At 75.1% G+C, this 26,358-nt stretch carries 28 protein-coding genes and 1 pseudogene; 17 read left to right on the forward strand and 12 right to left on the reverse strand.

Annotated elements, in window-relative coordinates; translation table 11 throughout:
* The first annotated feature begins 8 nt into the window (after positions 1-8).
* The 3 genes from HUT16_RS32200 to HUT16_RS32210 all read left to right on the forward strand — a co-directional run bounded on the left by HUT16_RS32200 (position 9) and on the right by HUT16_RS32210 (position 2,972).
* Positions 9-1,313: a cyanophycinase gene (locus tag HUT16_RS32200; RefSeq protein WP_176191537.1), complete on the forward strand. Its 1,305-nt coding sequence runs from the start codon at positions 9-11 to the stop codon at positions 1,311-1,313.
* A 130-nt stretch (positions 1,314-1,443) separates the two neighbouring features.
* Positions 1,444-2,328, forward strand: coding sequence for a MurR/RpiR family transcriptional regulator (locus HUT16_RS32205; RefSeq protein ID WP_176191538.1), 885 nt, complete (start codon positions 1,444-1,446; stop codon positions 2,326-2,328).
* Between the two features lie 158 nt (positions 2,329-2,486).
* Positions 2,487-2,972, forward strand: a complete 486-nt coding sequence (locus HUT16_RS32210; RefSeq protein WP_176191539.1) for a DUF427 domain-containing protein — start codon at positions 2,487-2,489, stop codon at positions 2,970-2,972.
* A gap of 103 nt (positions 2,973-3,075) precedes the next feature.
* Here HUT16_RS32210 and HUT16_RS32215 read toward each other — a convergent pair whose 3' ends face one another.
* From HUT16_RS32215 to HUT16_RS32240, 6 genes are all read right to left on the reverse strand, one after another.
* Positions 3,076-3,882, reverse strand: a complete 807-nt coding sequence (locus HUT16_RS32215; RefSeq protein WP_254898085.1) for a ferritin-like domain-containing protein — start codon at positions 3,880-3,882, stop codon at positions 3,076-3,078.
* Positions 3,879-4,673 (reverse strand): ferritin-like domain-containing protein, encoded by a 795-nt coding sequence (locus HUT16_RS32220; protein ID WP_254898086.1) that lies wholly within the window; start codon positions 4,671-4,673, stop codon positions 3,879-3,881. Before HUT16_RS32220 ends, HUT16_RS32215 begins: the two co-directional genes overlap by 4 nt.
* A gap of 370 nt (positions 4,674-5,043) precedes the next feature.
* Positions 5,044-5,328 carry a hypothetical protein gene (locus tag HUT16_RS32225; RefSeq protein WP_176191541.1) on the reverse strand — a complete coding sequence of 95 codons (285 nt, stop codon included), beginning with the start codon at positions 5,326-5,328 and terminating at the stop codon, positions 5,044-5,046.
* A gap of 201 nt (positions 5,329-5,529) precedes the next feature.
* Entirely contained in the window at positions 5,530-6,864 is a 1,335-nt protein-coding gene (locus tag HUT16_RS32230; RefSeq protein ID WP_254898401.1) for a sugar porter family MFS transporter, read from the reverse strand.
* A 180-nt stretch (positions 6,865-7,044) separates the two neighbouring features.
* Entirely contained in the window at positions 7,045-7,692 is a 648-nt protein-coding gene (locus HUT16_RS32235; protein ID WP_176191542.1) for an FMN-binding negative transcriptional regulator, read from the reverse strand.
* Positions 7,686-8,351 carry a pyridoxamine 5'-phosphate oxidase family protein gene (locus HUT16_RS32240; protein ID WP_176191543.1) on the reverse strand — a complete coding sequence of 222 codons (666 nt, stop codon included), beginning with the start codon at positions 8,349-8,351 and terminating at the stop codon, positions 7,686-7,688. The genes HUT16_RS32235 and HUT16_RS32240 overlap by 7 nt, the downstream gene beginning before the upstream one ends.
* Before the next feature lie 34 nt (positions 8,352-8,385).
* Between HUT16_RS32240 and HUT16_RS32245 the strand changes: the two genes are divergently transcribed.
* From HUT16_RS32245 to ykgO, 3 genes are all read left to right on the forward strand, one after another.
* A complete protein-coding gene (locus tag HUT16_RS32245) occupies positions 8,386-9,702 on the forward strand; it encodes an aminotransferase class I/II-fold pyridoxal phosphate-dependent enzyme (RefSeq protein WP_176191544.1) in 1,317 nt (438 codons plus the stop codon).
* Positions 9,703-9,715: 13 nt separating this feature from the next.
* On the forward strand, positions 9,716-10,072 hold the full coding sequence (locus HUT16_RS32250; protein ID WP_176191545.1) for a hypothetical protein: 357 nt from the start codon (positions 9,716-9,718) through the stop codon (positions 10,070-10,072).
* Between the two features lie 85 nt (positions 10,073-10,157).
* The gene (ykgO, locus tag HUT16_RS32255) at positions 10,158-10,280 is read left to right on the forward strand and encodes a type B 50S ribosomal protein L36 (RefSeq protein ID WP_030918741.1); all 123 of its coding nucleotides are present in this window, start codon (positions 10,158-10,160) and stop codon (positions 10,278-10,280) included.
* 95 nt (positions 10,281-10,375) lie between these two features.
* On the opposite strand, the gene HUT16_RS32260 is transcribed toward ykgO, so the two are convergent.
* A complete protein-coding gene (locus HUT16_RS32260; RefSeq protein WP_176191546.1) occupies positions 10,376-11,734 on the reverse strand; it encodes an NAD(P)/FAD-dependent oxidoreductase in 1,359 nt (452 codons plus the stop codon).
* 153 nt (positions 11,735-11,887) lie between these two features.
* Here HUT16_RS32260 and HUT16_RS32265 point away from each other — a divergent pair, with 153 nt between their 5' ends.
* The 4 genes from HUT16_RS32265 to HUT16_RS32280 all read left to right on the forward strand — a co-directional run bounded on the left by HUT16_RS32265 (position 11,888) and on the right by HUT16_RS32280 (position 14,544).
* The gene (locus tag HUT16_RS32265) at positions 11,888-12,643 is read left to right on the forward strand and encodes a HipA family kinase (RefSeq protein ID WP_176191547.1); all 756 of its coding nucleotides are present in this window, start codon (positions 11,888-11,890) and stop codon (positions 12,641-12,643) included.
* The gene (locus HUT16_RS32270; RefSeq protein ID WP_176191548.1) at positions 12,643-13,032 is read left to right on the forward strand and encodes a DUF3037 domain-containing protein; all 390 of its coding nucleotides are present in this window, start codon (positions 12,643-12,645) and stop codon (positions 13,030-13,032) included. Before HUT16_RS32265 ends, HUT16_RS32270 begins: the two co-directional genes overlap by 1 nt.
* A gap of 115 nt (positions 13,033-13,147) precedes the next feature.
* Complete coding sequence (locus HUT16_RS32275) at positions 13,148-13,597, forward strand: MarR family winged helix-turn-helix transcriptional regulator (protein ID WP_176191549.1); 450 nt, start codon at positions 13,148-13,150, stop codon at positions 13,595-13,597.
* Positions 13,598-13,608: 11 nt separating this feature from the next.
* Positions 13,609-14,544, forward strand: coding sequence for a DUF2797 domain-containing protein (locus HUT16_RS32280; protein ID WP_176191550.1), 936 nt, complete (start codon positions 13,609-13,611; stop codon positions 14,542-14,544).
* A 15-nt stretch (positions 14,545-14,559) separates the two neighbouring features.
* On the opposite strand, the gene HUT16_RS32285 is transcribed toward HUT16_RS32280, so the two are convergent.
* Positions 14,560-14,916: a DUF6204 family protein gene (locus HUT16_RS32285; protein WP_176191551.1), complete on the reverse strand. Its 357-nt coding sequence runs from the start codon at positions 14,914-14,916 to the stop codon at positions 14,560-14,562.
* 84 nt (positions 14,917-15,000) lie between these two features.
* On the opposite strand from HUT16_RS32285, the gene purB reads away from it, so the two are divergent.
* Together purB and HUT16_RS32295 are read left to right on the forward strand one after the other, a co-directional pair.
* Entirely contained in the window at positions 15,001-16,440 is a 1,440-nt protein-coding gene (gene purB, locus HUT16_RS32290) for an adenylosuccinate lyase (RefSeq protein WP_176191552.1), read from the forward strand.
* A 90-nt stretch (positions 16,441-16,530) separates the two neighbouring features.
* Positions 16,531-17,004, forward strand: coding sequence for a GNAT family N-acetyltransferase (locus tag HUT16_RS32295; RefSeq protein ID WP_176191553.1), 474 nt, complete (start codon positions 16,531-16,533; stop codon positions 17,002-17,004).
* On the opposite strand, the gene HUT16_RS32300 is transcribed toward HUT16_RS32295, so the two are convergent.
* Positions 17,001-18,539: an MFS transporter gene (locus tag HUT16_RS32300; RefSeq protein WP_176191554.1), complete on the reverse strand. Its 1,539-nt coding sequence runs from the start codon at positions 18,537-18,539 to the stop codon at positions 17,001-17,003. The genes HUT16_RS32295 and HUT16_RS32300 overlap by 4 nt on opposite strands.
* Positions 18,540-18,602: 63 nt before the next feature.
* Positions 18,603-19,583 carry a diiron oxygenase gene (locus HUT16_RS32305; RefSeq protein ID WP_254898087.1) on the reverse strand — a complete coding sequence of 327 codons (981 nt, stop codon included), beginning with the start codon at positions 19,581-19,583 and terminating at the stop codon, positions 18,603-18,605.
* Between the two features lie 155 nt (positions 19,584-19,738).
* Here HUT16_RS32305 and HUT16_RS32310 point away from each other — a divergent pair, with 155 nt between their 5' ends.
* Together HUT16_RS32310 and HUT16_RS32315 are read left to right on the forward strand one after the other, a co-directional pair.
* Entirely contained in the window at positions 19,739-20,743 is a 1,005-nt protein-coding gene (locus tag HUT16_RS32310; protein ID WP_176191555.1) for a PHP domain-containing protein, read from the forward strand.
* Positions 20,744-20,806: 63 nt separating this feature from the next.
* Complete coding sequence (locus HUT16_RS32315; RefSeq protein ID WP_176191556.1) at positions 20,807-21,481, forward strand: VOC family protein; 675 nt, start codon at positions 20,807-20,809, stop codon at positions 21,479-21,481.
* A gap of 7 nt (positions 21,482-21,488) precedes the next feature.
* Here the strand turns inward: HUT16_RS32315 and HUT16_RS32320 are convergent.
* Positions 21,489-22,288 (reverse strand): annotated as a pseudogene (locus tag HUT16_RS32320) (tyrosine-protein phosphatase).
* A gap of 276 nt (positions 22,289-22,564) precedes the next feature.
* On the opposite strand from HUT16_RS32320, the gene HUT16_RS32325 reads away from it, so the two are divergent.
* Together HUT16_RS32325 and HUT16_RS32330 are read left to right on the forward strand one after the other, a co-directional pair.
* Complete coding sequence (locus HUT16_RS32325; protein WP_176191557.1) at positions 22,565-23,131, forward strand: DJ-1/PfpI family protein; 567 nt, start codon at positions 22,565-22,567, stop codon at positions 23,129-23,131.
* 58 nt (positions 23,132-23,189) lie between these two features.
* Positions 23,190-23,792 (forward strand): TIGR03086 family metal-binding protein, encoded by a 603-nt coding sequence (locus tag HUT16_RS32330; RefSeq protein WP_176191558.1) that lies wholly within the window; start codon positions 23,190-23,192, stop codon positions 23,790-23,792.
* Positions 23,793-23,800: 8 nt separating this feature from the next.
* Here HUT16_RS32330 and HUT16_RS32335 read toward each other — a convergent pair whose 3' ends face one another.
* The gene (locus HUT16_RS32335; RefSeq protein ID WP_176191559.1) at positions 23,801-24,379 is read right to left on the reverse strand and encodes a TetR/AcrR family transcriptional regulator; all 579 of its coding nucleotides are present in this window, start codon (positions 24,377-24,379) and stop codon (positions 23,801-23,803) included.
* Positions 24,380-24,816: 437 nt separating this feature from the next.
* On the opposite strand from HUT16_RS32335, the gene HUT16_RS32340 reads away from it, so the two are divergent.
* Positions 24,817-26,262, forward strand: a complete 1,446-nt coding sequence (locus tag HUT16_RS32340) for an MFS transporter (RefSeq protein WP_176191560.1) — start codon at positions 24,817-24,819, stop codon at positions 26,260-26,262.
* The last annotated feature ends 96 nt before the right edge of the window (positions 26,263-26,358 follow it).

Below are 26,358 nucleotides of genomic sequence, written 5' to 3' on the forward strand. Positions count from 1 at the left end.
GCCCACGGATGAACCGTCACCTCCCGGCCCGCCCGCGCAGGGCCGCCCTCGTCCTCGCCGCCGCCCTCGCCGCCCTCGCCGCGGCCGCCCCGCCCGCCCTCGCCCGTCCCGCCGCCGGACGCCCCGCCGGAGGCACGCTCGTCCTGGTCGGCGGCGGCCTGCAGGACGGCAACAGCGAGATCTACGGCGAGATCGTCCAGAAGGCCGGCGGCGCCGGGAAGGCGCGCATCGGCGTCCTGACCGCCGCCTCCGTCCCCGAGAGCCAGGACCCCGACGCCGCCGACCCCGACACGTGCTCCAACTCCCGCTGCAACGGCCTCTACTACGCGGCCCTCTTCGAGCACTACGGCGCGGCCGACGCCGAGTGGATACCGATCGACATCGAGCACGTCGACGCGGCCGACGCGGACGCGGTGGTCGCCCGGGTCGAGTCCATGACCGGCTTCTTCTTCGGCGGCGGCGACCAGTACCGCTACATCACCAGCCTCCTGCACGGCGACGCCCACACCGACTCCAGGGTCATGGCGGCCATCCGCCGCAAGCTCGCGGCCGGAGCCGTCGTCGCGGGCTCCAGCGCGGGCGCGCAGATCGCCTCCGGACCCGACATGGTCACCGGCGGCGACAGCTACCAGGCCCTGCGCGACGGCAGCGCCCCCGGCTACTTCGCGGACCCGACCAGGCTCGGCTACCTCCCGCAGGGCGGCTTCGGCCTCTTCGCCGCGGGGCTGCTCGACACCCACACCGGCACCTACGGCCGCGAGGGCCGCGCGATCCGCCTGGCCGCCGACACCGGCCACGACCGGGTCTTCGCCCTCGACGAGGACACCGCGATCGAGGTCGAGCACGCCGGCACCCGCGCCGAGACCCTCCGGGTCCTCGGCACCCACGGCGTCTCGGTGTTCGACCTGCGCTCCGCCCGGACCGGCACCACCGGCGGGCACTGGACGATCGACGGGGTCCGCTACAGCTACCTCACCGACGGCGACCGCTACGACCCGCGCACCCGGCACACGCAGCCCGCGGCGGGCAAGCACCCCCTCACCAGGCCCTCCGCCACCCCCGTGCCGCCCAACCGCGACGCCTTCTACTCCTTGGACGACCCGGACGGCGTCCCCTACTCCTTCTCCGGGACCGCCCGCGCCCTGACCGCGACCACCGCCCAACGCACCGCGACCGCCTCCACCTTCGAATCCGCCCCCGCCTTCGAGGTGCTCTTCCGCAAGCGCGGCGACACCCGGGCGTGGACCGCCGACGGCACCACCGCCGCCTCCTTCACCGACCTGGAGGTCGGCGTCCGCCCGGCCGCCGACTGATTCCGGCCCCGCTCCGGGGCACCCGAGCCGTTCGTGATCTCCGCAGCCCGGCACTTCGCTAGGCTGCGGAGAGGCGTTCCGCACCGCACCACCGAAGACCGCCCGCAGCCCGGGAAGGGGAACCCCGTCCATGCCCACCGTCACGCTCGCCGAGGACATCCGCCAACGACTCGGCGACTGCAGCCCCGCCGAGCGCAAGGTCGGCAGGATCCTGCTCGCCGGGTGGCCGGCCGCGGGGTTCGAGACCATCGCCACCCTCGCCGAGCGCGCCGACGTCAGCGCCCCCACCGTCATCCGGTTCGTCAACCGCCTCGGCTACCGCGGCTTCCCGGACTTCCAGGCGGCACTGCGCGCGGAACTCGACGAACGCCACGCCTCGCCCGTGACGCTCTACAGCAGCGGCAACTACGGCAACGCCGCAGCCGACCCCGCGGCCGTCGGGGCCAAGGCCGAGAACCTCCTCGCCCACGGCCGCGAGGTCTTCACCGCGGCGGTCGACCGCACCCTCGCGGAGGTCACCCCGCACGACCTCGACCGGGCCGTCCAGCTCCTCGGCGACCCCAAGCGGCGCATCACCCTCGCCGGCGGCCGCTTCACGAACCTCTTCGCCCAGTACCTCGGACTCCACCTGATGCAGGTGCGCGACGACGTCCGCTTCCTCCCCGACCGGCCCGTCGAGCGCACCGCCCTGCTCTCCTCGCTCACCCGCCGCGACGTCCTCGTCGTCTTCGACTACCGCCGCTACGAGGAGGACAAGGTCACCGTCGCCGAACTCGTCCGCGAGGCCGGGGGGCGCGTCGTCCTGTTCACCGACACCTGGCTCTCGCCCGTCAGCACCCACGCCGAAGTCGTCTTCTCCAGCCAGGTCGGCGCCCCCTCGCCGTACGACAGCCTGGTGCCGACGCTGGCCGTGGTCGAGAGCCTCGTCGCCGGACTGATAGCGGAGCTCGGCGACCGGGCCCACCGGCACATGCGCCACAACGAGGAGACCGCCACCCGGGCGGGCCTCACCTGAGGCCCCGCCCGGTCGCGGCCCGGTCCCGGCGGACTCGCGGACGGTGCACGAACGGTGCGAGTGGACCGCACCGGCGCGGCGGTGGAGCATCGTTCTCCGTCGGCGAGGAGCGTCGGCGTCCGTAGGACGCGCCGCACGGGAAGCAGGTGAGGGAAGGCATGGCGGAGAGAGAAGCACGGACCGCCGAATCGGTCCGGGACTACCCCAGGCCGCCCGTCGTCGTGCCGGACGACCGGCCCGTCGAGGTGTTCTTCGCCGGGCGGGTGCTCGCCTCCAGCCGACGGGCCCTGCGCGTGCTGGAGACCAGCCACCCGCCGGTGTTCTACCTCCCCCGGTGCGACGTGGCGACCGAACTGCTCCGGCCCTCCGACGGTTCGACCCTCTGCGAGTGGAAGGGGCGCGCGCAGTACTGGGACGTCGAGGTCGGCGGCCGGTTCTCGGTCCGGGCGGCGTGGAGCTACCCGGAACCGCTGCCCGGGTACCGGGAGCTCCGCGACCACCTGGCGTTCTACCCGGGCCGGGTAGAGCGCTGCACGGTGGCCGACGAGGTCGTGCGTCCGCAGGAGGGCGGGTTCTACGGGGGGTGGATCACCGCGGAGATCACCGGCCCGTTCAAAGGCCCTCCCCGGACCGCCGGCTGGTGAGCCACCGTGCCTGCGCGGGGCGGCGCCGGAGCCCCGTCTCCGCTGCGGGGCGGGCTGGTTGTGGACAACGGCCCGGCCCGCAGCGGTGCTGCCGCGTCCGGGGTCAGACGGTGAGCAGGGTGGGGCTGGCGGCCTTGTCGACGGGCAGGAAGTCGTCGGGGACGGGGTACTGGCCCAGCACGTAGTGGAGGATCGCGGCGTGCATCGCCTCGACGGGGGCGATGGTGGCGGCGGTGGCGATGCCGCCGGGGCTGGTGACGTTGTAGGTCGCGAAGAGGTAGGTCTGCGCGGCCTGGTCCTCCAACTGGAGGGCGAGCTTGGCGACGTCGCCGACGGTGGTGGCCTTGCCGAGCGCCTCCAGGGTGGCGGGCTGGTTGGACAGCGGCACGCCGGTGATGGCGGGCTTGCCCGCACCGGTCAGGACGCCGTTCCAGGCCTTGGCGTGGTCGGCGTGCTGGCCCATCGCGGTGGTGATGAAGGTGGCCACCGCGGGCGGGACGGTGCCGAGCTTCCCGGCCTTCGCCGCGTCGAGCGCGGCCTGGTAGGCCCCCACCGCCTGGTTCTCCAACGCGGTGGCCAGGGCCACCACTTTCAGATCACCGGTGTACTGCCCGGACGCCGAACCGGAGGCGGCCGTCGAGGAGGCGTTCGGGGCGGGCGAGTTGGTGGACTTGCCGCTGGAGCACGCGGCGAGGACCACGGCGGCGGCCGCGCCGCCCGCGCCGAGCAGGAAGCGGCGGCGGCCGGTGTCGAGCGCCTGCGCGCCGGGCCGGGTGCGGAGTTCGGCGGCCAGGTCGACCGCGCCGGAACGCATCGCGGGCAGCGTGGCGCGGTGCGCCTGCTCCATGTCCCGGGTGAGGCGGGACAGTTCGGCCTCACTGATCGGGAGTTCCCAGTCCTGAGTGGTCACTTGACGGCTCCCTCGTCGATCGGCGAAGCGTTCTCGGTCTTGTAGAAGGCGTCGGGGAAGCCGACGCTGCCCGCGGCGGCCGGCAGCTTGGCCGGGTCGACGGGGATGGTGATCAGGTCGGCGGCGTTGCCCGCGAGCAGCGCCTGCACGGCCAGCAGCACCGCCCGGTGCTGGGCCTCCACCGGGGCCACCGAGGCGAACAGCCTGCGCAGTTCGGGCGAGGAGACCTGGGAGACGTTCTTGGTGTAGGTCTGCGCGGCCACGTCCTCCAGGGTGATGGCCAGCTTCACCACGTCGGCGGGGCCCTTGATGCTGGGCAGCGCCTGGTCGACCACCGCCTTGTACTTCGGGTCCGGCTGGTCCTGGGCCCTGCCACCGGCCTGGGTCGCGGCCGCGTTGAACGCCTTGGCGTGCGCCTGGTGCTGCGCGGTGGTCTTGCTGATGAACGCGGCCACCGTCTTGTTGCCGTCCTTGATGAACGGCAGGGCGGCGGCGGTCCGGTAGACCGACACGGCGAGGTTCTCGATCGACGCGGCGGTCTGCAGCGCCATCACGTCGTCCGCACTCGCCGAGGCCGAGGCCGCCAGTGCCCGCGAGCTCCCCCACAGCGCGGCGACGCCCGCCGTGCCGGCCAGCACGCCACTGCGCTGCCACCAGCGCCGCCGGGGTTCGGTCACCTGCCCGAACTCGGTCAGCGCGGTGCGGGTGATCCGCTGCGCATCGCTGTTCAAGTCCTCGGACTGCTCGGTCAGTTCCGCGAGCAGCCGTGAGTCGATGTGCTCTGTGGCCATCATGCCTCGTCTCGGTCCGGGCCCCACCTGAATCCGGGTCCCGCTCGCCCGTCCTTCGGGCCCCGAGGGGCCGTGGCTTGGCCACCGTCCGTACGTTCACCCCGTGGAGTGAAACGCGGGAGAGGAGTCGACGTGTGGTGCTCCCGGGGCCGGCAAGAGGGAAGCGCCGGGCCCGCGCCCCGCGTCCGGACCGGGGCACGGGTCCGGCGCGCCGATCACACCGGCGGCCACGCCTTCGGCACCGGTCGAAGCCGTCGTCCGGGTGCGGGAACACTGGGGTCAGCACTCCGTCGACGTCGAGGTACAGCAGCGGCTTGCCCATGCGGTCGTCTCCCCGGGGCCCCGGGAGGTTGCAAGCTGTCAGCGGCTGTCACCCGGAAGTGACGGGTTCCGGTTCCACCGCCCGGGCGCGCGCCTCCGGAACCGCCCGCTCCAACCGCCGCACCTCGGGCACCAGCAGCACCAGCCCGGCCAGCGCCGCGCAGACCAGCGCGCACCCCCACAGCGCCCCGGACAGGCCGAACGCCGCCGCGGCCGGACCGGCCAGCGCGGTGCCCAGCGGCAGCAGCGCGAACGAGCCGAACGAGTCGTACGCCGACATCCGCGACAGCAACTCCTCCGGGACCTCCTGCCGCAGCGTCACCATCCAGCCCACCAGGAACACCGTGGTGCCCGACCAGCAGCAGCACCACCAGCGGCACCGCCCGGGCGGCGGTCACGTAGCCGACCTCGGTGCCGCCCCAGTGCGCGCCGGAGTGCAGGACCGCGAAAGCGGTGGCGAGCGGAGCCGCGGCGTTGCCGAGCCCGCTCACCACCGTCGCGGCGGTCTGGATGCGGTAGGTGCGGCCAGCCCCGCTCAGCCCATCTCCTCCAGCGCCTTGCCCTTGGTCTCCTTGATGAAGAAGACCACGAACGGGATGGACAGCAGCGCGAAGCAGGCGTAGATGACGTACGTCGCCGACAGGTTCCAGTCGGAGAGGTTGGGGAAGGTGACGGTGATCGCCCAGTTGGCGATCCACTGCGCGGAGGCGGCCACCGACAGCGCCAGCGCCCGGATCCGGTTGGGGAACATCTCGCCGAGCAGCACCCAGACCACCACGCCCCAGGAGAAGGCGAAGCAGAACACGAAGACGTGCGCGGCGACCAGCGCCGTGGTGGCGTACGCGTTGGCCAGGGTCGCGCTGTCGCCGGTGCCCTCCCGGAAGGAGAACGCCCAGGCGGCCAGGCCGAGCGCGACGGCCATGCCCGCCGAGCCGGCCAGCGCCAGCGGCTTGCGGCCGATCCGGTCGACCAGCAGCATCGCGACCACCGTGCCGACCACGTTGACGATCGAGGTGGAGAGCGAGATCAGCAGCGAGTTGGACTCGTCGATGCCGACCGACTGCCACAGGAACGACGAGTAGTAGAAGATCACGTTGATGCCGACGAACTGCTGGAACACCGAGGCGCCGATGCCGATCCAGACGATCGGCAGCAGCCCGAACCGCCCGCCCAGCAGGTCCTTCAGGCGCGGCTTGTGCTCGGTGTTCAGCACCCGGCGGATCTCGGCGACCCGGGCGTCCAGGTCGACGTCCGCGCCCTCGACCTCGGCCAGCACCTTGCGGGCCTGCGCCTCCCGGTTGTCGGCGATCAGGTAGCGCGGCGACTCGGGGATGGACAGCGCCATCAGCCCGTAGACGACGGCCGGCACGGCCTCCACGCCGAGCATCCACTGCCAGGCCTGGACGCCCGCCAGGTGGTTGGTGGACTCGCCGCCGGCCGCCTGGTTGAGCGCCCAGTTGGCGAGCTGCGAGACGGTGATGCCGAGCACGATGGCCATCTGCTGGAAGGAGGCCAGCCGGCCCCGGTACGCGGTCGGCGCGACCTCCGCGATGTAGGTGGGGGCGATCACCGAGGCGATGCCGATGGCGATGCCGCCCAGCACGCGCCACACCCCGAGCACCTCGATGCTGGGCGGGAACATCGAGCCGACGCCGCTGATGGCGAACAGCACCGCGGCGAGCAGCATGGTGCGCACCCGGCCGTAGTGGTCGGCCAGCCAGCCGGCCACCACCGCGCCGGCCGCCGAACCGAGCAGGGCGATGGCGACCACGAACGCGGTCTCGCCGTTGCCGACGCCGAAGTGCTTCTGGATGCCGGTGACCGCACCGTTGATCACCGCGCTGTCGTAGCCGAACAGGAACCCGCCCATCGCGGCGGCTGCGGAGATGAACACCACATGGCCGAGGTGTTCGTCCCTGGCGGCGGAGTGGGTAGCCAGTGTTCTCTCCCTACATCCCGTTCCACCCGTTTCGGGCGGAAATATCCGGAGGTAATTCGATCAGCGGCTACCCCGCAGTACGCGTCCGACACGCCCGGAGTCGATGAACTGTCAGTCCGACGATCGCTCAGCGGCACCGGCCCGCAGGGCCATCCGCCGCAACAGCTGCTCGCGAGCCCCCGCGTCCTGCGGGTTCCCGGTGGCCGCGTGCCGCTCGGCCAGCCGCCCGGCGATCGCGCCCTGGAGCTCGACCGGCTTCTTGTCGTCGTACTTGAACTTCGCCCGGACCGCGCGCACCGTCAGCCGCAGCCCGCGGACGCCGGTCAGCTGCGCCCAGTAGGCGTTGCCGGGCTCGACCCGGTCCGCGGGCCGCTCGGGCTGGAAGTGCGCCAGCTGCCGGTTGAGCAGCGCGGCCTTGGCCGCAGGCTCCTCGACCGGCTCGGCGGTGCAGGAGAACTGCACGGACGCGTAGTAGCTGGTGGGCGTGTAGGGCGCGCCGCGCCAGCGGCCGGGGGCGAAGGCGTAGTCGTCGGTGACGGCCAGCGTGACGTGCGGGTCGGCGCGCACCGCGGCCAGCAGCGGGTTGGCGGCGGCCAGGTGCAGCAGCACCTCGCCCGCGTCCGCGTCCAGCAGGAAGTGGGTGGGGACGAGGACCGGGCCGTCGGGGCCGTTGGCCGCCAGCGTCCCGAAGTCCCGTCCGGCGGCCAGCCACCGGCGCCACTCCTCCTCCGCGCCGCGGTCCCAGCCCCGGATCAGCACGGCGCCCCCCACAGGTAGCCGGGGAGCTCGGCGTCGGTGTGCGGGGAGGGCAGCGGCGTGCCGTAGGCCGGGGCGACCGGGACGACGCCCGCCCAGTACGGCAGCGCGAGGTCTTCGGGTTCGTCGTTGACGCCGCCGGTGCGGGTCTTGGCCGAGACCCGGTCCAGTTCCAGCCGGACCACCGCGGTGGCGGCCAGCTCCCTGGCGTTGGCCGGCCGGCAGTCGGCCGCGCGGCCCGCCACCACCTGCTCGACGATCGCGTCCAGCGCCAGGCGCAGCTCCTCGGGGTCGGTGACCTGGTGCGCGGTGCCGTGCGCCACCACCGAGCGGTAGTTGACGGAGTGGTGGAAGGCCGACTTGGCCAGCACCAGCCCGTCCAGGTGCGTCACCGTCACGCACACCGGCAGGCCCTGCTCGTCCTTCGCCCCGCGCAGCGGCCGGCTGCCGGTCGAGCCGTGCACGTAGAGCCGGCGGCCGACCCGGGCGTACAGCGTGGGCAGCACCACCGGGGCGCCGTCCCGGACGAAGCCGAGGTGGCACAGGTACCCGGCGTCCAGGATCGCGTGCACGGCCTCCTCGTCCCAGGCGGCGCGCTCCTTGGAGCGGGTGGGGGTGGTGAGACCGTCGCGGGTGTACGACCCGCCGGGGCTGTCCGACATGACAACTCCTCTGCACTAGTGCATAATCGACTTTGTGCTAGGAGAGTATCGGATCACCGGTCGGCGAGCCAGCGAGATTGCCGCCGACGTCGAACGCGCGGTCGCCGCGGGGGAGTTGGCCCCCGGAGCCGCCCTGCCCCCGCTGCGTGACCTGGCCGGTGAGCTCGGCGTGAACCCCAACACGGTGGCCGCCGCCTACCGGCTGCTGCGCGAGCGCGGCGTCATCGAGACCGCCGGGCGGCGCGGCAGCCGCGTCCGCCCCCGGCCCGTCACCACCCCGCGCGACCAGGCCCGGCTGCCCGTCCCGGCCGGCGCGCGGGACGTCTCGGCCGGCAACCCGGACCCGGCCCTGCTGCCCCCGCTCGGCCCCGCGCTGGCCGCCGCCGCCACCGGCCCCGCCGTCCTGTACGGCCACCCCGTCGCCGAGCCCGAACTGCTCGCCGACTTCCGCGCCGAGTTCCGCGCCGACGGCGTCCCCGAGGGCGAACTCGCGGTCTGCTCCGGCGCGTTGGACACCATCGCGCGCGTGCTGTCCGCACACCTGCGGCCCGGCGACACCGTCGCCGTCGAGGACCCGGGCTGGGGCAGCCTGCTCGACCTGCTGCCCGCCCTCGGCCTGCGCCCCGTCCCCGTCCCGGTCGACGACCGGGGCCCGCTGCCCGGCCCGGTCGCCGCCGCGCTCGACCACGGCGCCCGCGCCCTGATCGTCACCAGCCGCGCCCAGAACCCCACCGGCGCCGCGCTCACCCCCGCCCGCGCCGCCGAACTGCGCGCCGTCCTGGCGGCCCGCCCCACCACCGTGCTGATCGAGGACGACCACGGCCACGGCATGGTCGACCAGCCCTTCCAGTCCCTGGCCGGGGGCACCGTCACGCACTGGGCGCTGGTGCGCTCCGCCGCCAAGGCCCTCGGCCCCGACCTGCGGGTCGCCGTCTGCACCGGCGACGCCGACACCGTCGCCCGGGTCCTGGGCCGCCAGCGGCTGGACGCGGGCTGGGTCAGCCACCTGCTGCAGCGCGCCGTCCTCGAACTGCGCCGCCGCCCGCCCGCCCCCGCGCCGGTCTACCGCGCCCGGCGCGACGCCCTGCTGGCCGCCCTCGCCGCGCACGGCATCCGCGCCCACGGCGCCAGCGGCCTGAACGTCTGGGTGCCCGTCGCGGACGAGACCGCCACCGCCGCCGCGCTGCTGCACCGCGGCTGGGTCACCGCCCCCGGCGCCCGCTTCCGGCTGGCCTCCCCGCCCGGCATCCGGATCACCGTCTCCACCCTCGACCCGGTCGAGGCCGCCGACCTCGCCGCCGACCTCGCCGCCGTCCTGGCCGCCCCCGCGGCCGGCTCCCGGCTCACCTGAGCGGCCCGCCCCCGTGCTGGTCCACCTGGAGCGCCTGCACCCCGCCGACCCGGGCCCGCCGCTCGCCGAGGTCCGCACCCCCCACGGCCCGGCCCGCGCGCGCTGGCGCGGCGACCCGGCCGACCCGCCCGGCCCCTACCGGGTCGAGTGGACGGTGGACGAGGAGCACGCCACCGTCCGCCCCGCCCCCGGGCCCGCCCCGGCGGTCCGCACCGAGGGCGGACTCCTGCTGCTGACCGGCGAGTTCGACGGCGCGGGGGTGCTGCGGATCGGCGACGGCCCGGTCCTGCTGGACCTGGCCGCCCCGCCCGGCCGGATCGAGGTCGCCGTCCCGTGCGGGCACGTCGAGCTGTACCCGTACCGGCTCTGACGGCTGTCATGTCCGCGAGGAATAGCGGGCGCCCCGTCCCGGTTGGACCCGACGCAGTGACCAGACGACCGGGAAGGAACCCGCCATGCGCGTCCGAAACTCGCTCCGCTCCCTGAAGGCCAAGCCCGGCGCGCAGGTGGTCCGCCGCCGCGGGCGCACCTTCGTGATCAACCGGAAGGACCCGCGCTTCAAGGCCCGCCAGGGCTGAGCGCCGCCCGGGCCCGCCGGGGCCGAGCACGGCACAAGGCCCCGCCCGGAGCACCGGGCGGGGCCTTCCTGCGCACGGCGGCGCGGCGCCGCGGCTCAGCCCTTGGCCAGCAGCGTCTGCGCGTGCTCGCGAACCTGGTCGCGGGACAGGTACGCGTCGGTGTACTCGAAGTCGCGCAGCCGCGCGGGCTGGCGGGCCAGGAAGCCGGTGCGGACGAAGTCGTCGCCCGCGGTGGCGTTCAGCAGCCAGTTCGCCGCCGTGCGGTACTTCGCGGCGTTGGTGCGCATCGCCATCACGTGGTAGCCGCGGGCCACCGCCTGGGCGGGCGCGCCGTGCAGCTCGATGCCCAGCGGCTTGGACACCGCGTCCTTGCCGCCGAGGTCCACCACCAGGCCCAGGTCCTTGTGGAAGTACGGCTGCAGCGGCTGGTTGCGCAGCGCCGCCACCAGGTTGTCGGCGACCTTCTTGCCCTGCCGGGCCGAGTGCTGCGCGGTCGGCGGGCACACCGCCCCGTCGCCCTTGGCCAGGTCCGGCACCGCCGCCGCGTCGCCGAGCGCGAACACGCCCTCGAACTGCGGCACCCGCATCTCCGCCGTCACCGCCAGGCGCCCGCGCACCGTCTCCGCGTCCAGCGTCCCCACCAGCGGGGAGGCCGCCACGCCGGCCGTCCAGATCAGCGTCCGGCACGGCAGGCTGCGCCCGTCGGTGAACTTGACCGTCTCCGGGCCGACCTCGGCGATCGACACGCCCAGCGACACGTCCACGCCGCGCCCGCGCAGGATCTCCATCGCGGTGGTGCCCAGCTTGTCGCCCAGCTCGGGCATCAGCTTCGGCGCGATGTCGATCAGGTGCCACTTGATCAGGTCCGGGTCCAGCCGCGGGTAGCGCTTGACCGCCGCCGTGGTCAGCCGCTGCAGGCAGGCCGCCGTCTCGGTGCCCGCGTACCCGCCGCCGACCACCACGAACTGCAGCCGCGAGGCCCGCTCGTTCTCGTCCATCGACGCGGACGCCAGGTCGAGCTGGGCGATCACGTGGTCGCGGATGTACGTCGCCTCGGCGAGCGTCTTCATGCCGCGCGCGTAGTCCGGCAGCCCCGGGATGTCGAAGGTCCGGGTGACACTGCCCGGCGCGAGCACCAGGTAGTCGTACTTCACCGCGACCACCTCGTCGGTGATCTTGCGGACCACGGCCACCTTCGACCGCGGATCGATGCCGATCGCCCCGCCCGGCACGATGTGGGTGCGCCGCAGCGTGCGCCGCAGCGAGATCGCCACCGACTGCGGGGTCAGCACCCCGGCCGCGACGTGCGGCAGCAGCGGCAGGTACAGCTGGTACGAGAACGGCGTGACCAGGGAGATCTCCGCCTCGGAGGGGGCGAGCTTGCGCTCCAGGCGGCGCGCGCACTCGAGTCCGGCGAATCCGCCGCCGACGATCAGGATCCGAGGTCGTTCCATCTTCATCCCCTACTGTGTGCAGGTCCGTGAGTGGCAAGGACGACTGTTGGCCACACTCGCACGGGGTAACGGCGGGTGCATCTCCAACGCCTGCCGACCGCCTGCCCGCCGGGTGCCGGGCCATGCCCGTTCCGGGGCCGCTACGCTGTCCGGATGCTCTCCGAGGTGACGGCCGTCCGCTACGCGGCGCCGCTGCGCGAAGGCGGATCGATGCCCGGCCTGGTCGAGGCCGACGACCGCCGCCTGTACGTCCTCAAGTGGGTCGGCGCGGCCCAGGGCCGCAAGGCGCTGGTCGCCGAGGTGCTGGCCGGCGAACTCGGCCGCGGCCTCGGCCTGCCGGTGCCCGAACTCGCCCTGGTCGACCTGGACCCGGTGCTCGCCCGCAGCGAGCCCGAGACCCAGATCCAGGACCAGATGCGGGCCAGCGGCGGCACCAACCTCGGCATGGCGTACGTCTCCGGCGCGCTGAACTTCGACCCGCTGTGCTTCGAGGTGGACGACGAGGACGCCGCCCGGGTGCTCTGGTTCGACGCCCTGATCGGCAACGTCGACCGCTCCTGGCGCAACCCCAACCTGCTGGTCGCGGCCGGCGGGCTGCGGCTGATCGACCACGGCGCCAGCCTGATCTTCCACCACAGCTGGCCGGGCGCCGAGAAGTGGCGCCGCAAGCCCTACGACGCCTCCGACCACGCGCTGCGGCACGCCGCCGCCCACCTGAAGGCCGTCGACGCCGAACTCGCCGCCCTCGCCGAGCGGGCGCTGCCCGCCGCCGTCGCCGCCGTCCCGGACGTCTGGCTGGCCGACGAACCCGGCTTCGACACCCCCGGGGACGTCCGCGCCGCCTACACCGCACAGCTCACCGCCCGCCTCGCCGGGCCCCGCGACTGGCTCCCGGAGGTGGCGTCCTGATGGACGACCGGCCCGCCCACGACTACGAGTACGCGCTGATCCGGGCCGTCCCCCGGGTCGAGCGCGGCGAGTGCGTCAACATCGGCGTCCTGCTGTACTGCCGGGGCGCCGAGTACCTGGGCGCCCGCACCCACCTCGACCAGGGCCGGCTGCTCGCCCTGGACGCGCTGGCCGACGTGGCGGGCGTGCGGCGCGCGCTGCGCGGCATCGAGGCGGTCTGCGCGGGCGGCGAGGCCGCCGGGCCGGCCGCCCGGGACAGCGCCGGGCAGCGCTTCCGCTGGCTCACCGCCCCGCGCAGCGCCGTCGTCCAGCCCGGCCCCGTGCACACCGGGCTGACCGCCGACCCGGACGCGGAACTGCACCACCTCTTCGACCGTCTGGTGCTCTGAGCGGCCCCCCGCCCCCCCGCCGGACGGACGGCCACGAAGCGTCCACCGGATCCGCGAACCACTTGCCAGACTCAATACTGGAGTCACTGAAACGAATGGGCGTACCCTGACCGCCATGGGCAGCAGCACAGGCACCGGCGCCGCCGGAACCGCACCCTCCACCACCGAACTCATGGAACAGATCGCGGCCGTCGGCGCCGCCTACTTCCAGGACTTCGCCGTCGCCGCGGCCCGCCACGGCCTCAGCTCCTCGCAGGCCAAGGCGCTCAAGGCGGTCCTCGAACCCGTCCCGATGCGCGCCCTGGCCGGCCGGCTCGGCTGCGACGCCTCCAACGTCACCGGCATCGTCGACCGCCTCGAAGCGCTCGGCTACGCCCGCCGCGAGGCCGCCGCCGCCGACCGCCGGGTCAAGATCGTCACCATCACCGACCGGGGCAGCGACGTCCTCGACCTGATCCGCGCCGACATGACCCGGGCCCGCGCCGCCTTCGACAGCCTCGACCCCGACCAGCGCACCGCCCTCTCCGGCCTCTGCGACCAGGTCCTCCCGCTGCTGCGCCCGTGACCGTCGGTGGCGTGCCGTACGCTCTGCGGATGCACCGGGACCAGGGCACGGGATGGACCGCCACGGGGCTGCGCTGGCAGGACGGCGCGCCCCGGCTCACCGCCACCGACGGCCGCGAGCGCCACGACCGGCCGCTCGCCGACGGCACCCCCGTCGCCTGGCGGATCACCGGCCCGCGCCGCTGCACCGGCGCCCACACCGAGCGCGGCCACCGCCCCTGCCCGCACCGCGCCACCGTCCCCGCCGAGGGCACCACCAGCCAGTGCCCGCCCTGCCAGAACGCCGACCGCGGGCTGCAACTCGCCCGGGACCGCATCCTCGACGACGGCCGCGAGTACCGCCTCTACCTCGCCTGGTTCGCCCCCGGCCTGCTCAAGGTCGGCCTCACCGCCACCGAACGCGGCACCGCCCGGCTGCTCGAACAGGCCGCCCTCACCTGGACGTTCATCGCCCACGGCCCGCTGCCCGCCGTCCGCCGCGCCGAACTCGCCCTCGCCCACGGCCGGGTGGCCCGCGAACGCGTCCCCGCCGCCGCCAAGTACCCGGCCTGGTGGAGCCTGCCCGCCCCCGGAGCGCGCCACGACGCGCTCACCGCCGCCCGCACCCGGGCCCACCGCCTGCTCGCCGAACAGGGCCACGACCAGCTGACCCCGCTGCCCGACCACCCCGTCACCGACCAGGTCGAGCTCTACGGCCTCACCGACGGCGCCCCCGACCGCTACCAGCAGGTCAAGGCCCTCACCGACGGCGCCCACCTGGCCGGCCGGCTGCGCCGCCCCATCGGCGGCCACCTCTTCGTCGACCGGCCCGACGGCCCCCCGCTGCTGCTCGACACCCGCCTGCTCACCGGCTGGACGCTGCACGCCGACCCCGGCGCCACCGGCTGCGACGGGCTGACCCTGCTCCCCAGGGCCCGCCCCGCCGCCGAACAGGACGCCCTGTTCTGAGCCGACCGGCCCGGGTCAGCCCTTCTTCCGGGCCTCCTGCTTCTGCCGCGCCCCCGGCGCGGCGGCCGCCATGTCCTGCGCCTGCGACTTCAGGTTCTTGTAGCCGTACCCGCGCTCCGTCAGCCACAGCTCCGCCGCGGTCTCGGCCCGCACCGACGCCGCCGCCACGTCCTCCGCCTCCTCCCCGTACTCCAGGAACCGGAAGGTGAAGAACGGCCGCGCCGCCAGGTCGTACGTCAGGTGCCCCTCGTCGGTGAACTCCGCCCGCAGCACGTCGTGCGCGGCGGCCTCGGCCTGCAGCCCGGCCCGCTGCTCGTCGGTCAGGGCGTCGAAGGAGCCGCGGACCGTGATCCGGAAAGTGCGCTTGGTCATGACCGGACCCTAACCGCCCGCACCCGTCGCGCTCATCCCGGTTTCCGGACGCGCTTCGTCCCCGCCCGACCTGGACTGTTAGGCTTGCGAAACGTGAGCGCGAAGCCCAAGATCCCCAATGTCCTGGCCTCCCGGTACGCCTCGGCGACCCTGGCCCAGCTGTGGTCCCCCGAGCACAAGGTGGTCCTGGAGCGCCACCTGTGGCTGGCCGTCCTCAAGGCGCAGCAGGACCTCGGCATCGAGGTGCCGGCCACCGCGATCGCCGACTACGAGCGGGTCGTCGACCAGGTCGACCTGGCGTCCATCGCCGCCCGCGAGAAGGTCACCCGGCACGACGTGAAGGCCCGGATCGAGGAGTTCTCCGAGCTCGCCGGGCACGAGCAGATCCACAAGGGCATGACCTCGCGCGACCTCACCGAGAACGTCGAGCAGCTGCAGATCCGCCAGTCGCTGGAGCACGTCCGCGACCGCACGGTGGCCGTGCTGGTCCGCCTCGGCCGTCTCGCCGCCCAGTACGGCGAGCTGGTCATGGCCGGCCGCTCGCACAACGTCGCCGCCCAGGCCACCACCCTCGGCAAGCGCTTCGCCACCGCCGCCGACGAGGTCCTGGTCGCCTACGTCCGGCTGGAGGAGCTGATCGCGCGCTACCCGCTGCGCGGCATCAAGGGCCCGGTCGGCACCGCCCAGGACATGCTCGACCTGCTCGGCGGCGACGCCGACAAGCTCGCCGAGCTGGAGCGCCGGGTGGCCGGCCACCTCGGCTTCGAGAACGTCTTCACCTCGGTCGGCCAGGTCTACCCGCGCTCGCTCGACTACGACGTGGTCTCCGCGCTGGTCCAGCTCGCCGCCGGCCCGTCCAGCCTGGCCAAGACCATCCGCCTGATGGCCGGCCACGAGCTGGTCACCGAGGGCTTCAAGGCCGGCCAGGTCGGCTCCTCGGCGATGCCGCACAAGATGAACACCCGCTCCTGCGAGCGCGTCAACGGCCTGGCCGTCATCCTGCGCGGCTACGCCTCGATGACCGCCGAGCTCGGCGGCGACCAGTGGAACGAGGGCGACGTCTCCTGCTCGGTGGTGCGCCGCGTCGCGCTGCCGGACGCGTTCTTCGCCTTCGACGGCCTGCTGGAGACCTTCCTGACCGTCCTCGACGAGTTCGGCGCCTTCCCCGCCGTCGTCGAGGCCGAGCTGGACCGCTACCTGCCGTTCCTGTCCACCACCAAGGTCCTGATGGCCGCGGTGCGGGCCGGCGTCGGCCGCGAGGCCGCCCACGAGGTCATCAAGGAGCACGCGGTGGCCGCCGCCCTGGCCATGCGCGAGGGCGCCCGCGAGAACACCCTCGTCCCGGCGCTGGCCGCCGACGAGCGCATCCCGCTCGACCACGCCGCCCTCGACGCGCTGCTGGCCGACCGGCTCTCCTTCACCGGTGCCGCCGCCGCCCAGGTCGGCGAACTGGTCCGCCGCATCGAGCAGGTGGCCGCCGCCCACCCGGAGGCCGCCAAGTACGCGCCCGGCGACATCCTCTGACGCACCGTCGGCTCTCCCCGCGGCCCGCTCCGGAACACCCCTCCGGAGCGGGCCGCGGGCCGTGCGGCGCCACCGGTTAGAGTCGGTGCCATGTCTGCTGTCACCGGGCCCCGACCCGTCACCCTGCGCCCCGCGACCCGCACCGACCTGTCGGCGGTGCTGGCCCTGCTCGCCGACGAGGAACGGGTGGTGGACCCGGCGGCGGTGGAGGTGACGGAGGCGTACGAGCGGGCCTTCGCGGCGATCGAGGCGGACCCGCGCAACGAGGTGCTGGTCCTGCTGGACGGCGGCGGTACGGTCGTGGGCTGCCTGCAGGCGACGTACGTCCCGGGCCTCGGCAAGGGCGGCGCCGAGCGGGCCCTGATCGAGGCGGTGCGCATCCGCGCCGACCGGCGCGGGGAGGGCCTCGGCCGGACGCTGATGGAGCGGGCCGTCGCCAGGGCCCGGGCGCGCGGCTGCGCGTTGGTGCAGCTGACCAGCAACAAGCAGCGCGCGGACGCCCACCGCTTCTACGCCGCGCTGGGCTTCGCCCGCAGCCACGAGGGGTTCAAGCTCGCCCTCTAGCCCCGGCCCCGGCCCCGGTCGGGTCCGGCGCCGTCGTCCGGGTGGATCGGGGGCGTGGTCGGGGCGCAGTACCAGTCGCAGTCCGGCTCGGCGACCGGGTGCGGCGGGGTCAGGGCGTCCGGGCGGATGGTGGTGAGGGCCAGGACGGCGCCGGTGGCGAGCAGGGCCGCGCAGATCAGCATGGCGGTGGTGAACGCGTGGTCGACCTCGGCCGGGACGCGGTAGGCGTCGCCGCTCAGGCCCGCCAGCGGGGGGATCGCGGCGACCGCGAACAGGCCCGCCGCCCGGGCCGCCGCGTTGTTGACGCCCGAGGCGATGCCCGCCCGGCGGACGTCCACGGCGGCCAGCACGGTCGCGGTCAGCGGCGCGACCAGCAGCGTCATCCCGGCGCCCTGCACGGTGACGGCCGGCAGCACGTCCAGCCAGTAGTTCGCGTCCGGCCCGATCCGCAGCATCAGCAGCACCCCGGCGGCCACCACCAGCGGCCCCACCGTCAGCGGCAGCCGCGGCCCCACCGCCCGGCCGAGCCTGCCCGCCCGGCCGGAGAACAGCAGCATCAGCACGGTGATCGGCACCAGCGCCACCCCCGACAGCAGCGGCGTGAACCCGGCCACGATCTGCAACTGCACCGTCAGCAGCAGGAACACCCCGCTGAACGCCCCGTACACGCAGAGCGTCACCAGGTTGACCGAGGTGAACAGCCGCGAGCGGAACAGCGACAGCGGCAGCATCGGGTTCGGCGAGCGGTGCTCGACCAGTACGAACGCGCCGGTCAGCGCCAGGCCCGCGACCCCGGCGGCCACCGCGCCCGGGGTCAGCCCCGCGCCGGCCTCGGTCAGCGCGTAGGTGATCCCGGCCAGCGCCAGCGCGGCGAGCAGCGCGCCCGGCAGGTCGAAGCGGCCCGAGGCGTCCGGGTCCCGGCTCTCCGGGACGTGCCGGGCCGTCACCGCGACCACCACCGCCGCCAGCGGCAGGTTCAGCAGGAAGATCCACCGCCAGCCCGGGCCGTCCACCAGCCAGCCGCCCAGGAACGGGCCGACCGCCGCCGCCACCCCGCCCAGCCCGGACCAGGCCCCCACCGCGCCCGCCCGGTCCTCCTCGGCGAACACCGCCTGCAGCATCGCCAGCGAACCGGGCGTCAGCAGCGCCCCGCCCACCCCCTGCAACGCCCGTGCCAGCACCAGCAGTTCGACGTTCGGCGCGGCCGCGCACCCGGCCGAGGCGAGCGCGAACCAGCACACCCCCAGCAGGAACACCCGCCGCCGCCCGTACCGGTCGCCGAGCGAACCGCCCAGCAGGATCAGCGCCGCCAGCGTCAGCATGTACGCGTTGACCGTCCACTGCAGCGCCGCCAGGCCCGCGCCCAGGTCCGCGCCGATCCGCGGCAGCGCCACGTTCACCACCGTGCCGTCCAGCATCGCCATGCCGGAGCCCAGTGCCGTCGCCGCCACCACCCACCGGCCGCGGCCCGTGCCGAGGCGGATTCCGTCGCCGATCCCGCGGTCGATCCCGTCGTCGATCCCGTTGTCGCTCACGCACCGAGTCTCGGGCAGGAGGGCGGCGCGGGGGAGGGCGGCGCGCAGGCGGCCGACGGCCGGTCAGGGCAGCAGCGCGGCGCGGCGCCAGGCGCGTGCGGTGGCCGGGGTGAGGACGCCCAGGTCGGCGAAGAACTCCAGCGCCTTGCGGGCCCAGTCGATCCGGGCCTGCCGCCAGTGCGGGTTGGCCTCCGCCGCCCGGCGGGCCGCGGCCGGGTCCAGCCCGGCCAGCGCGTACACCCGCGGGTGCACGATCTCGTCCACCGCGTGCCGGGCCAGCAGCGCCAGCGCCCGCCGGAACACCGCCCGCCGGGCCGGGGTCATCGCCGCCCAGCGCCGCTCCAGCTCCGGTTTGGCGTAGCCGATGTGCCGGGCCTCCTCGACCACGTGGATCCGGGCCACCGCGCGGGCCAGCGGCTGCAGCGACTCGTCGCGGACCATCTCGCGCTGCATCGCGTCGGTGAACTCCTCGACGAAGATCGCCCCGGCGAAGGTCATGGTGGTGTCGTTGAGCAGGAAGTGCAGCTTGCCCAGCCGGTCCGCGCGCCGGGTCGGCCGGGCGGAGGGGTAGCCGGTGGCGGTGATGTAGCGGGCGAACATGGTGGAGTGCCGGCACTCGTCCGCGACCTCGGTCAGCGCGTACTGGGCGTGCCCGGTGGTCAGGTCGCCCGCGTAGACGTGCCGGATCAGGCCCTCCATCAGCACCAGTTCGAACCAGATCCCGGCGGCCGTGGTGGACGCGAACTGGTGCACGCTCAGCCGGGCCCGCGCCCGCTCGTCCAGCCGCCCCCACAGCGGGGTGCCGTACAGCGCGACGCGGTGCGCGGGCAGCGCGTAGTGGTCCGGGTCGACGGGGGCGGACCAGTCGATCTCGGTGAGCGGGTCGTACGAGTGCTTGGCGGAGGCGCGCAGCAGGCGGGCGGCGTTCAGCTCGCGGTCGGCGTTGCGCTGCCGGGCGAGGGTCTGCGACGGGGCGGGCGGCTGTGACGGGGCGGGCGGCTGCGACGGGGCGGGGCTCTGCGACGGGGTGGCGGTGTCGGACACGGGCGGGCTCCGGAGGGTGGGGGGCGACGGGGGCTCCGGGACGAGTAAACCAATGAGACAGACTGTCAACAAGGGGTCCGGGCAGATCAGCGGCGACCCGCCCGCCCGCACCACGCCCGCATGCGGCCCCGCCCCGCCCCGCGCAGACTGGCCGCATGGACCCGGTCACCGCCCTGGAACGCATCGCCTTCCTGCTGGAGCGCGAACTCGCCTCCCCCCACCGGGCCGAGGCGTTCCGCGCTGCCGTCGCGGCCGCCGCCGCCCTGCCCCCCGAACCGATCGGCGCCGCCGAGGCCGAACGCCTCCCCGGCGTCGACCCCGTCACCGCCCGGGTGATCGCCGACGCCTCGGTCGGCCGCACCCCCCAGTACCTGCTGGAGGCCGAGGCGCGCGCCGCCGCCGGACCCGCCCCCTCCACCGCCGCGCTCCGGCTGCGCGAGAAGATCCAGGGCGACTGCCACCTGCACTCCGACTGGTCCGACGGCGCCGCCCCGATCGAGCTGATGGCACGCACCGCCCGCGCCCTCGGCCACCACTGGGCCGTCCTCACCGACCACTCGCCCCACCCCACCGCGGCCCGCGGCCTCACCGCGGACCGCCTGCGCGAACAGCTCGACCTGGTCGAGGACCTCAACACCAGGCTCGCCCCGTTCCGGCTGCTCACCGGCACCGAGTGCGAGGTCCTCGCGGACGGCACGCTCGACCAGGACGAGGAGCTGCTCGCCCGCCTCGACGTGGTGGTCGCCTCCGTCCACTCCGAACTGCCCATGGACGCCGACGCGATGACGCACCGCCTGCTCACCGCCGTCCGCAACCCGCTGGTCGACGTCCTCGGGCACTGCACCGGGCGGCGCCTGGGCGAGCAGCCCCGCCCGGGCGCCGCGTTCGACGCCGGGGCCGTCTTCGCCGCCTGCCGCGAGCACGACACCGCGGTCGAGATCAACTGCCGCCCCGACCGCCAGGACCCGCCCGACGACCTGCTGGCCCTCGCCGCCGACCTCGGCTGCCTGTTCGCGATCGACACGGACGCGCACGCGCCGGGCCAGCTCGACCGCCAGATCGACGGCTGCGAGCGGGCGGTGGGGGTGGGGCTGGACGCGGAGCGGGTGATCACGGCGTGGTCGGTGGACCACCTGCTGGCGTGGGCGGGGGCGCGGTGACGGCCGAGGGGCCGTTCCCGGGGGTGTTGAGGGCCTGTCAGTGCGGGCCGGTACGCTGCGCGGATGGCTGACGTGCACGAAGTGACGAGGATCAGGCCGCAGGCGTTCCACGCGGCGGGTGGGACCGAGGACTGGCGGGTGCTGGGGGAGGGCGCGTGCGCGTTCTTCCGGACGGGGTCGTTCGGGGCGGGGGTGCGGCTGGTCGGGGCGATCGGCGCGGCGCTCGCGGGGCTCGGCGAGGCGGACGTGGACCTGCGGCCGGAGGGCGTGACGGTCCGGCTGATCGAGGCGGGCGAGGAGTACTACGGCCTGACCGAGCGGCACGTCGAGCTGGCCCGGCTGGTGTCCGCGGCCGCCCGGGAGTGCGGCGCGGTCGCCGAGCCGGCGGCCGTGCAGACCGTCCAGGTCACCGTCGACGCGCTGGAGGTGCCCGCCGTGGTCGCGTTCTGGCGGGCGCTGCTCGGCTACCGGGACCGCTCCGGCAGCCCGGAGGACCTGCTCGACCCGGCCCGCCGCGGCGCGCCGTTCTACTTCCAGCGGATGGACGAGCCCCGCCCGCAGCGCAACCGGGTGCACGTGGACGTCTGGGTGCCGCACGACCTCGCCGAGCAGCGGATCGCCGCCGCGATCGCCGCCGGCGGCCGCCTGGTGACGGACGAGCACGCGCCGAACCACTGGGTGCTGGCCGACCCGGAGGGCAACGAGGCCTGCGTCGGGGCGGCCGGCGCGGCGGGCTGACGGGCGCTCAGGCGGCCTCGACCAGCCGGCTGCGCAGGCTGTCCAGGGTCTCGTCCTTGAGCCCGAGCCCGGCCCGGGCGTAGCTCTCGGCGTCGCCCCAGTGCTCGGCGAGGGTCTCCAGCGCGGCGGCCAGGTACTCGGTGCGGACCGAGAACACCGCGTCCGCGACCTCCGGGTCCCCGCCCGCGGCGAGGAAACGTTCCACCAGCGGGGCGTAGTGGCCGCGGACCACCGGGTCCACCGACAGGTACTCGGTGCGGACGGTCTCCTCGTCCGCGCCGAGCAGCAGCAGGACCAGGGTCGCGCCCCAGCCGGTGCGGTCCTTGCCGGCCGTGCAGTGGAAGAGCACCGGGCCGCCGCCCTGGTGGGCGAGCGCGGTGAGCAGCTGCTTGTACGCCTGCCGGGCGGAGGGCGAGGTCACGAACGCCCGGTAGTCCTCGCGCAGGGCGCCCACGGCCCGGCCGCCGCCGAGGGCCCGGTTCGCGCCGGACGGGTCGGCGAGGGCGGCCGCCAGCGCCGCCGCCGCGCCGGTGCCCGCCCGTCCGCGAGCACGTCCGCGACCAGCAGGTGCGCCCCGCCCGGGACGCGGTCGGGGAAGACGGCGCGCTCGGCGGCGGTGCGCAGGTCGACGACGGTGCGCACGCCGAGCGCGTCGAACACCGGGTCGCCGCCCGGTTCCAGCCGGTCCAGCTGGCCGGAGCGCAGCGCCAGCCCGGGCCGGACCCGGGCCCCGCCGGGCAGGTCGATGCCGCCGAGGTCGCGGAGGTTGGCGACGGTGGCGGAGTCCACGAGGTGCGAGTGCTGCATGACGGCCTCCCTGCCGACGGACCCGGGAAAACGGGCGGACCTTGCCAGCACGCTAGGCGCGTCCCGGGCGGGTCGCCCCCGGAGTACCCCCGGCCGGGCGGACGGCCGCGGCGGTCGGCGGAGCGCACGGGGAGCGGCCGAGGGGGCGTGCGCTCCCGCGCCGCGCCGCGCCGCGCGCGCCCCTTGATTGACGCGGCGTCAGCGGGCAGGGTGGGCACCGCCCGGCCCCGTCGGGGCGGGGCGGTGCCTGGTGCGACGAAGGGACGGAATCCCCGGATGGCAGCGAAGATCCTGATCATCACCGGCGACGCGGCGGAGTCACTGGAGGTGTTCTACCCGTACCAGCGGCTGCTGGAGGAGGGCTACCAGGTCGACATCGCCGCGCCGACCAAGAAGACCCTGCAGTTCGTGGTGCACGACTTCGTCCCGGGCTACGACACGTACACCGAGAAGGCCGGCTACTCCTGGCCCGCCGACCTGGCGTTCGCGGACGTCGACCCGGCGCAGTACGCGGCGCTGGTGCTGCCCGGCGGCCGGGCGCCCGAGTACCTGCGCAACGACCCGGAGGTGCAGCGGATCGTCGCCGCGTTCGTCGAGGACGACAAGCCGCTCGCGCAGATCTGCCACGGCCCGCTGATCACCCTGCGGACGGGCTCGCTGGCCGGGCGCCGCACCGCCGCGTACCCGGCGCTGGAGCCGGACGTGGCGGCGGGCGGGGCGGACTTCGTGGACGGCGACGCGGTGGTGGACGGCGTCGTGGTCTCCGCCCGGGCCTGGCCGGACCACCCGTCCTGGATGCGGGCGTTCGTCAAGCTGCTGCGCGAGAAGGCCCCGGTCGAGTAACCGGCCGCGCGGGGTGTCGGCTTGCCCGCCCGGCCCCGGGCGGGCGAGCGTGTACCCCATGGCAGCACACCTCGGAGGCCCGGCCCTGCTCGCGCTGCACGCCCGGGCGCTGGAGCACTTCGGCGACCTGGTCCGCGCCGTCCCCGCCGACGGCTGGCGGGCGCCCACCCCGTGCGCGGACTGGACGGTGCGGCAGCTGGTCGGCCACCTGGCCTCCGAGCAGCTCTGGGTGCCCGAACTGCTCGCCGGGGCCACCGTCGCCGAGGTCGGCGACCGCTTCGACGGCGACGTGCTCGGCGACGACCCGGCCGCCGCCTGGACGGCCGCCGCCGACGCGGCCCGGGCCGCGTTCGCCGGGCCGGGCGCCCTGGAGCGCACCGTGCAGCTGTCGTACGGCGCGCGGCGGGCCGACGGCTACGCCCGGGAGATGACGGTCGACGCGATCGTGCACGCCTGGGACCTCGCCCGGGGGATCGGCGCCGACGCCACGATCGATCCGGCCGCCGCCGAGTTCGCGCTCGCCGAACTCACCCCGCAGGCCGGGGCGTTGGCCTCCTCCGGGCTGTTCGCCGAGCCGGTCCCCGTCCCGGCGGACGCGGACGCCGCGACCCGGCTGCTGGGCCTGGTCGGCCGCGACCCCGCCCGCCCGCCGGGGCGCTAGCGGGCCCGTCAGGGGCGGGCCCGGACCCCGTCCAGGGCGATGGCCAGGACGTGGTCGCGCCGGCCCTCGTCGGGGAAGGCCACCGAGGTGATGCCGGAGACCATCCGCAGCAGGTCCTCGATGCTCATGTCGGGGCGGGCCTCCCCGGCCCGCTGGGCGCGCTCCAGCAGGGGGGTGCCGCCGGAGTACATCGACTGCAGGCAGGCCTGGAATATGTCCGACTCCTCGCCGGCCAGCGCCTCGCGGATCGCCCGCTTGGTCGTCGCGTAGTCGACGAACCGGCGCAGCCAGGCGTTCAGCGCCTCCCACGGCGGCAGGTCGGCGACCTGCTCGGCGACCCGGCCGAGGTCGTCGACCTCGGCGGCGTACACCGCCTCGAACAGGTGCCGGCGGGTAGGGAAGTTGCGGTAGAGGGTGCCGATGCCGACGCCCGCCCGCCGGGCGATGTCCTCCAGGGAGGCTTCGGCGCCGTGCTCGGCGAAGGCCGCGCGGGCGGCGGCGAGCAGCGCGTCGAAGTTGCGGGCGGCGTCCGCGCGGCGCGGGCGCTGGGCGGCGAGGAACTCGCTCACGACGATCTGATCCGGCACGGGGACCTCGTTCTCGACGCATCCGGACGGGCGGGCGGGGTGGGGGCGCGGCCGGCCGGGGTGCTGTTCGGCGGTGCTTGTTCGGGTGCTGTTCGGGGAGCCGACGGGTTCGATCCGGAAACCGGATTGAACCGGAGGCGTGCCTCCGCTAATCTGGAGGCACGCCTCGACTTTAGCACCGGGGCCCGGACTTCGGCCCGCCGCACACCGGCGGACCGGCGGTTTCGCCGTACCCTCCGCCCGCCCGACGACGCCGGGTGACCGTACGGCCACCCCGCGCACCGCCCGCCCGCACCGCACCCGCCAGATCCGTGCCCGGCCGCTCCGGCCCGGCGGCGCCGACGCGCCGTTCGAGCCGCGTTCGACCGTCGCCTGTTGTCCTGCCGTGGCGCGCACCCTGATCCCCGCGCGCCCGCCCCGAGTCCCGAGAGGGTTCGATGAACCGCCAATCCCCCCGCCTGACCTTCGGCGTGCTCGCCGTCGGCGCCGGCGTGTACGCGCTGCTCCAGTCGCTGATCACGCCCGCCCTCCCGATCGTCCAGGAGGAGATGCACACCACGCAGTCCACCGTCACCTGGGTGATGACCGCCTACCTGCTCTCCGCCTCGGTCTTCACCCCGATCCTCGGCCGGATCGGCGACCTGGTCGGCAAGAAGCGCACCCTGGTCGCCGCCCTGGTCGCGCTGCTGGTCGGCTGCCTGGTCGCCGCGCTCGCGCCCAACATCACGGTGCTGATCGTCGCCCGGGTGATCCAGGGCATCGCCGGCGCGCTGTTCCCGCTCTCCTTCGGCATCATCCGCGACGAGTTCCCGCCCGGACGCGTCTCCGGCGGCATCAGCAACATGTCCGCGGTGATCGCCGTCGGCAGCGGCCTCGGCATGGTGCTGGCCGGGCCGATCGTCGGCGCCCTCGACTACCGCTGGCTGTTCTGGCTGCCCGTCATCGTGGTCGCCGGCACCATCCTGCTCGCCCACCGCTACGTGCCCGAGTCGCCCAGCCGCAGCGAGGGCAGCGTCGACTGGATCTCCTCCGTGCTGCTCTCCGGCTGGCTGGTCGCGCTGCTGCTCCCGGTCAGCCAGGCCTCCCAGTGGGGCTGGGCCTCGGCCAAGGTGCTCGGCCTGCTGGCCGTCGCCCTCGTGCTGTTCGCCGCCTGGGCGTTCAACGAGTCCCGCTCGCGCAACCCGCTGATCGACCTGCGGGTGATGCGACTGCCCGCCGTGTGGACCACCAACACCGCGGCCCTGCTGTTCGGCGGCGGCATGTACGCGGTCTGGGCCTTCCTTCCGGGCTTCGTGCAGATGCCGTCCAGCGCCGGCTACGGCTTCGGCTCCAGCGTCACCGGCGCCGGGCTGCTGATGCTGCCGATGGTCGCCGCCATGTTCGTGGCCGGCGTACTCGGCGGACGGCTGGCCGGGCGCTTCCCCGCCAAGGCCCAGCTGGTCACCGGCGCCCTGCTCGGCGCGCTCGCCTGCGCGCTGCTCGCCGCCCGGCACGGCGCCCCCGCCGACGTGGCGATCGCCGCCGGCGTGTTCGGCCTCGGCATCGGACTCGCCTTCGCCTCGATGAGCAACCTCATCGTGCAGGCCGTCCCCGCCGCCCAGACCGGCGCCGCCACCGGCATGAACGCCAACATCCGCACCATCGGCGGCTCGATGGGCGCCGCGCTGATGACCGGCCTGGTCACCGGCCACCTGCGGGCCGACGGGCGCCCCGCCGAGACCGGCTACACCCAGGGCTTCGCGCTGCTGGCCGCGTTCTGCCTGGCCGCCGCCCTGGCCGCGCTGCTCGTCCCGACCCGGCGCCCCGCCGCCGCGACCGTGCCGGTGGAGGCCCCCGCCGCGCAGCGCTCGACGCTCGCCGAGCACGAGGTGGTCGGCGGCTGAGCGCCGGCGGGTAGGGACTGGCGACCGCCGGGCCGGGTGACGCGCGAGCGCACCCGGCCCGGCGGCTTCCGGGCGGGCGGGCGGCGGGGCCGGGCC

This window comes from Kitasatospora sp. NA04385 (assembly GCF_013364235.1).
In the GTDB taxonomy this organism is placed as follows: Bacteria; Actinomycetota; Actinomycetes; order Streptomycetales; family Streptomycetaceae; genus Kitasatospora.

Coding starts and splice junctions, on each gene's coding strand:
- HUT16_RS32220 (WP_254898086.1), bottom strand. CDS start 4,673: ATGGCCACAGAGCACATCGACTCACGGCTGCTCGCGGAACTGACCGAG.
- HUT16_RS32210 (WP_176191539.1), top strand. CDS start 2,487: ATGGCGGAGAGAGAAGCACGGACCGCCGAATCGGTCCGGGACTACCCC.
- HUT16_RS32310 (WP_176191555.1), top strand. CDS start 19,739: ATGGACCCGGTCACCGCCCTGGAACGCATCGCCTTCCTGCTGGAGCGC.
- HUT16_RS32325 (WP_176191557.1), top strand. CDS start 22,565: ATGGCAGCGAAGATCCTGATCATCACCGGCGACGCGGCGGAGTCACTG.
- HUT16_RS32200 (WP_176191537.1), top strand. CDS start 9: ATGAACCGTCACCTCCCGGCCCGCCCGCGCAGGGCCGCCCTCGTCCTC.
- HUT16_RS32240 (WP_176191543.1), bottom strand. CDS start 8,351: ATGTCGGACAGCCCCGGCGGGTCGTACACCCGCGACGGTCTCACCACC.
- HUT16_RS32230 (WP_254898401.1), bottom strand. CDS start 6,864: ATGGGCGGGTTCCTGTTCGGCTACGACAGCGCGGTGATCAACGGTGCG.
- HUT16_RS32260 (WP_176191546.1), bottom strand. CDS start 11,734: ATGGAACGACCTCGGATCCTGATCGTCGGCGGCGGATTCGCCGGACTC.
- HUT16_RS32315 (WP_176191556.1), top strand. CDS start 20,807: ATGGCTGACGTGCACGAAGTGACGAGGATCAGGCCGCAGGCGTTCCAC.
- HUT16_RS32340 (WP_176191560.1), top strand. CDS start 24,817: ATGAACCGCCAATCCCCCCGCCTGACCTTCGGCGTGCTCGCCGTCGGC.
- HUT16_RS32330 (WP_176191558.1), top strand. CDS start 23,190: ATGGCAGCACACCTCGGAGGCCCGGCCCTGCTCGCGCTGCACGCCCGG.
- HUT16_RS32205 (WP_176191538.1), top strand. CDS start 1,444: ATGCCCACCGTCACGCTCGCCGAGGACATCCGCCAACGACTCGGCGAC.
- ykgO (WP_030918741.1), top strand. CDS start 10,158: ATGCGCGTCCGAAACTCGCTCCGCTCCCTGAAGGCCAAGCCCGGCGCG.
- HUT16_RS32265 (WP_176191547.1), top strand. CDS start 11,888: ATGCTCTCCGAGGTGACGGCCGTCCGCTACGCGGCGCCGCTGCGCGAA.
- HUT16_RS32270 (WP_176191548.1), top strand. CDS start 12,643: ATGGACGACCGGCCCGCCCACGACTACGAGTACGCGCTGATCCGGGCC.
- HUT16_RS32285 (WP_176191551.1), bottom strand. CDS start 14,916: ATGACCAAGCGCACTTTCCGGATCACGGTCCGCGGCTCCTTCGACGCC.
- HUT16_RS32275 (WP_176191549.1), top strand. CDS start 13,148: ATGGGCAGCAGCACAGGCACCGGCGCCGCCGGAACCGCACCCTCCACC.
- HUT16_RS32295 (WP_176191553.1), top strand. CDS start 16,531: ATGTCTGCTGTCACCGGGCCCCGACCCGTCACCCTGCGCCCCGCGACC.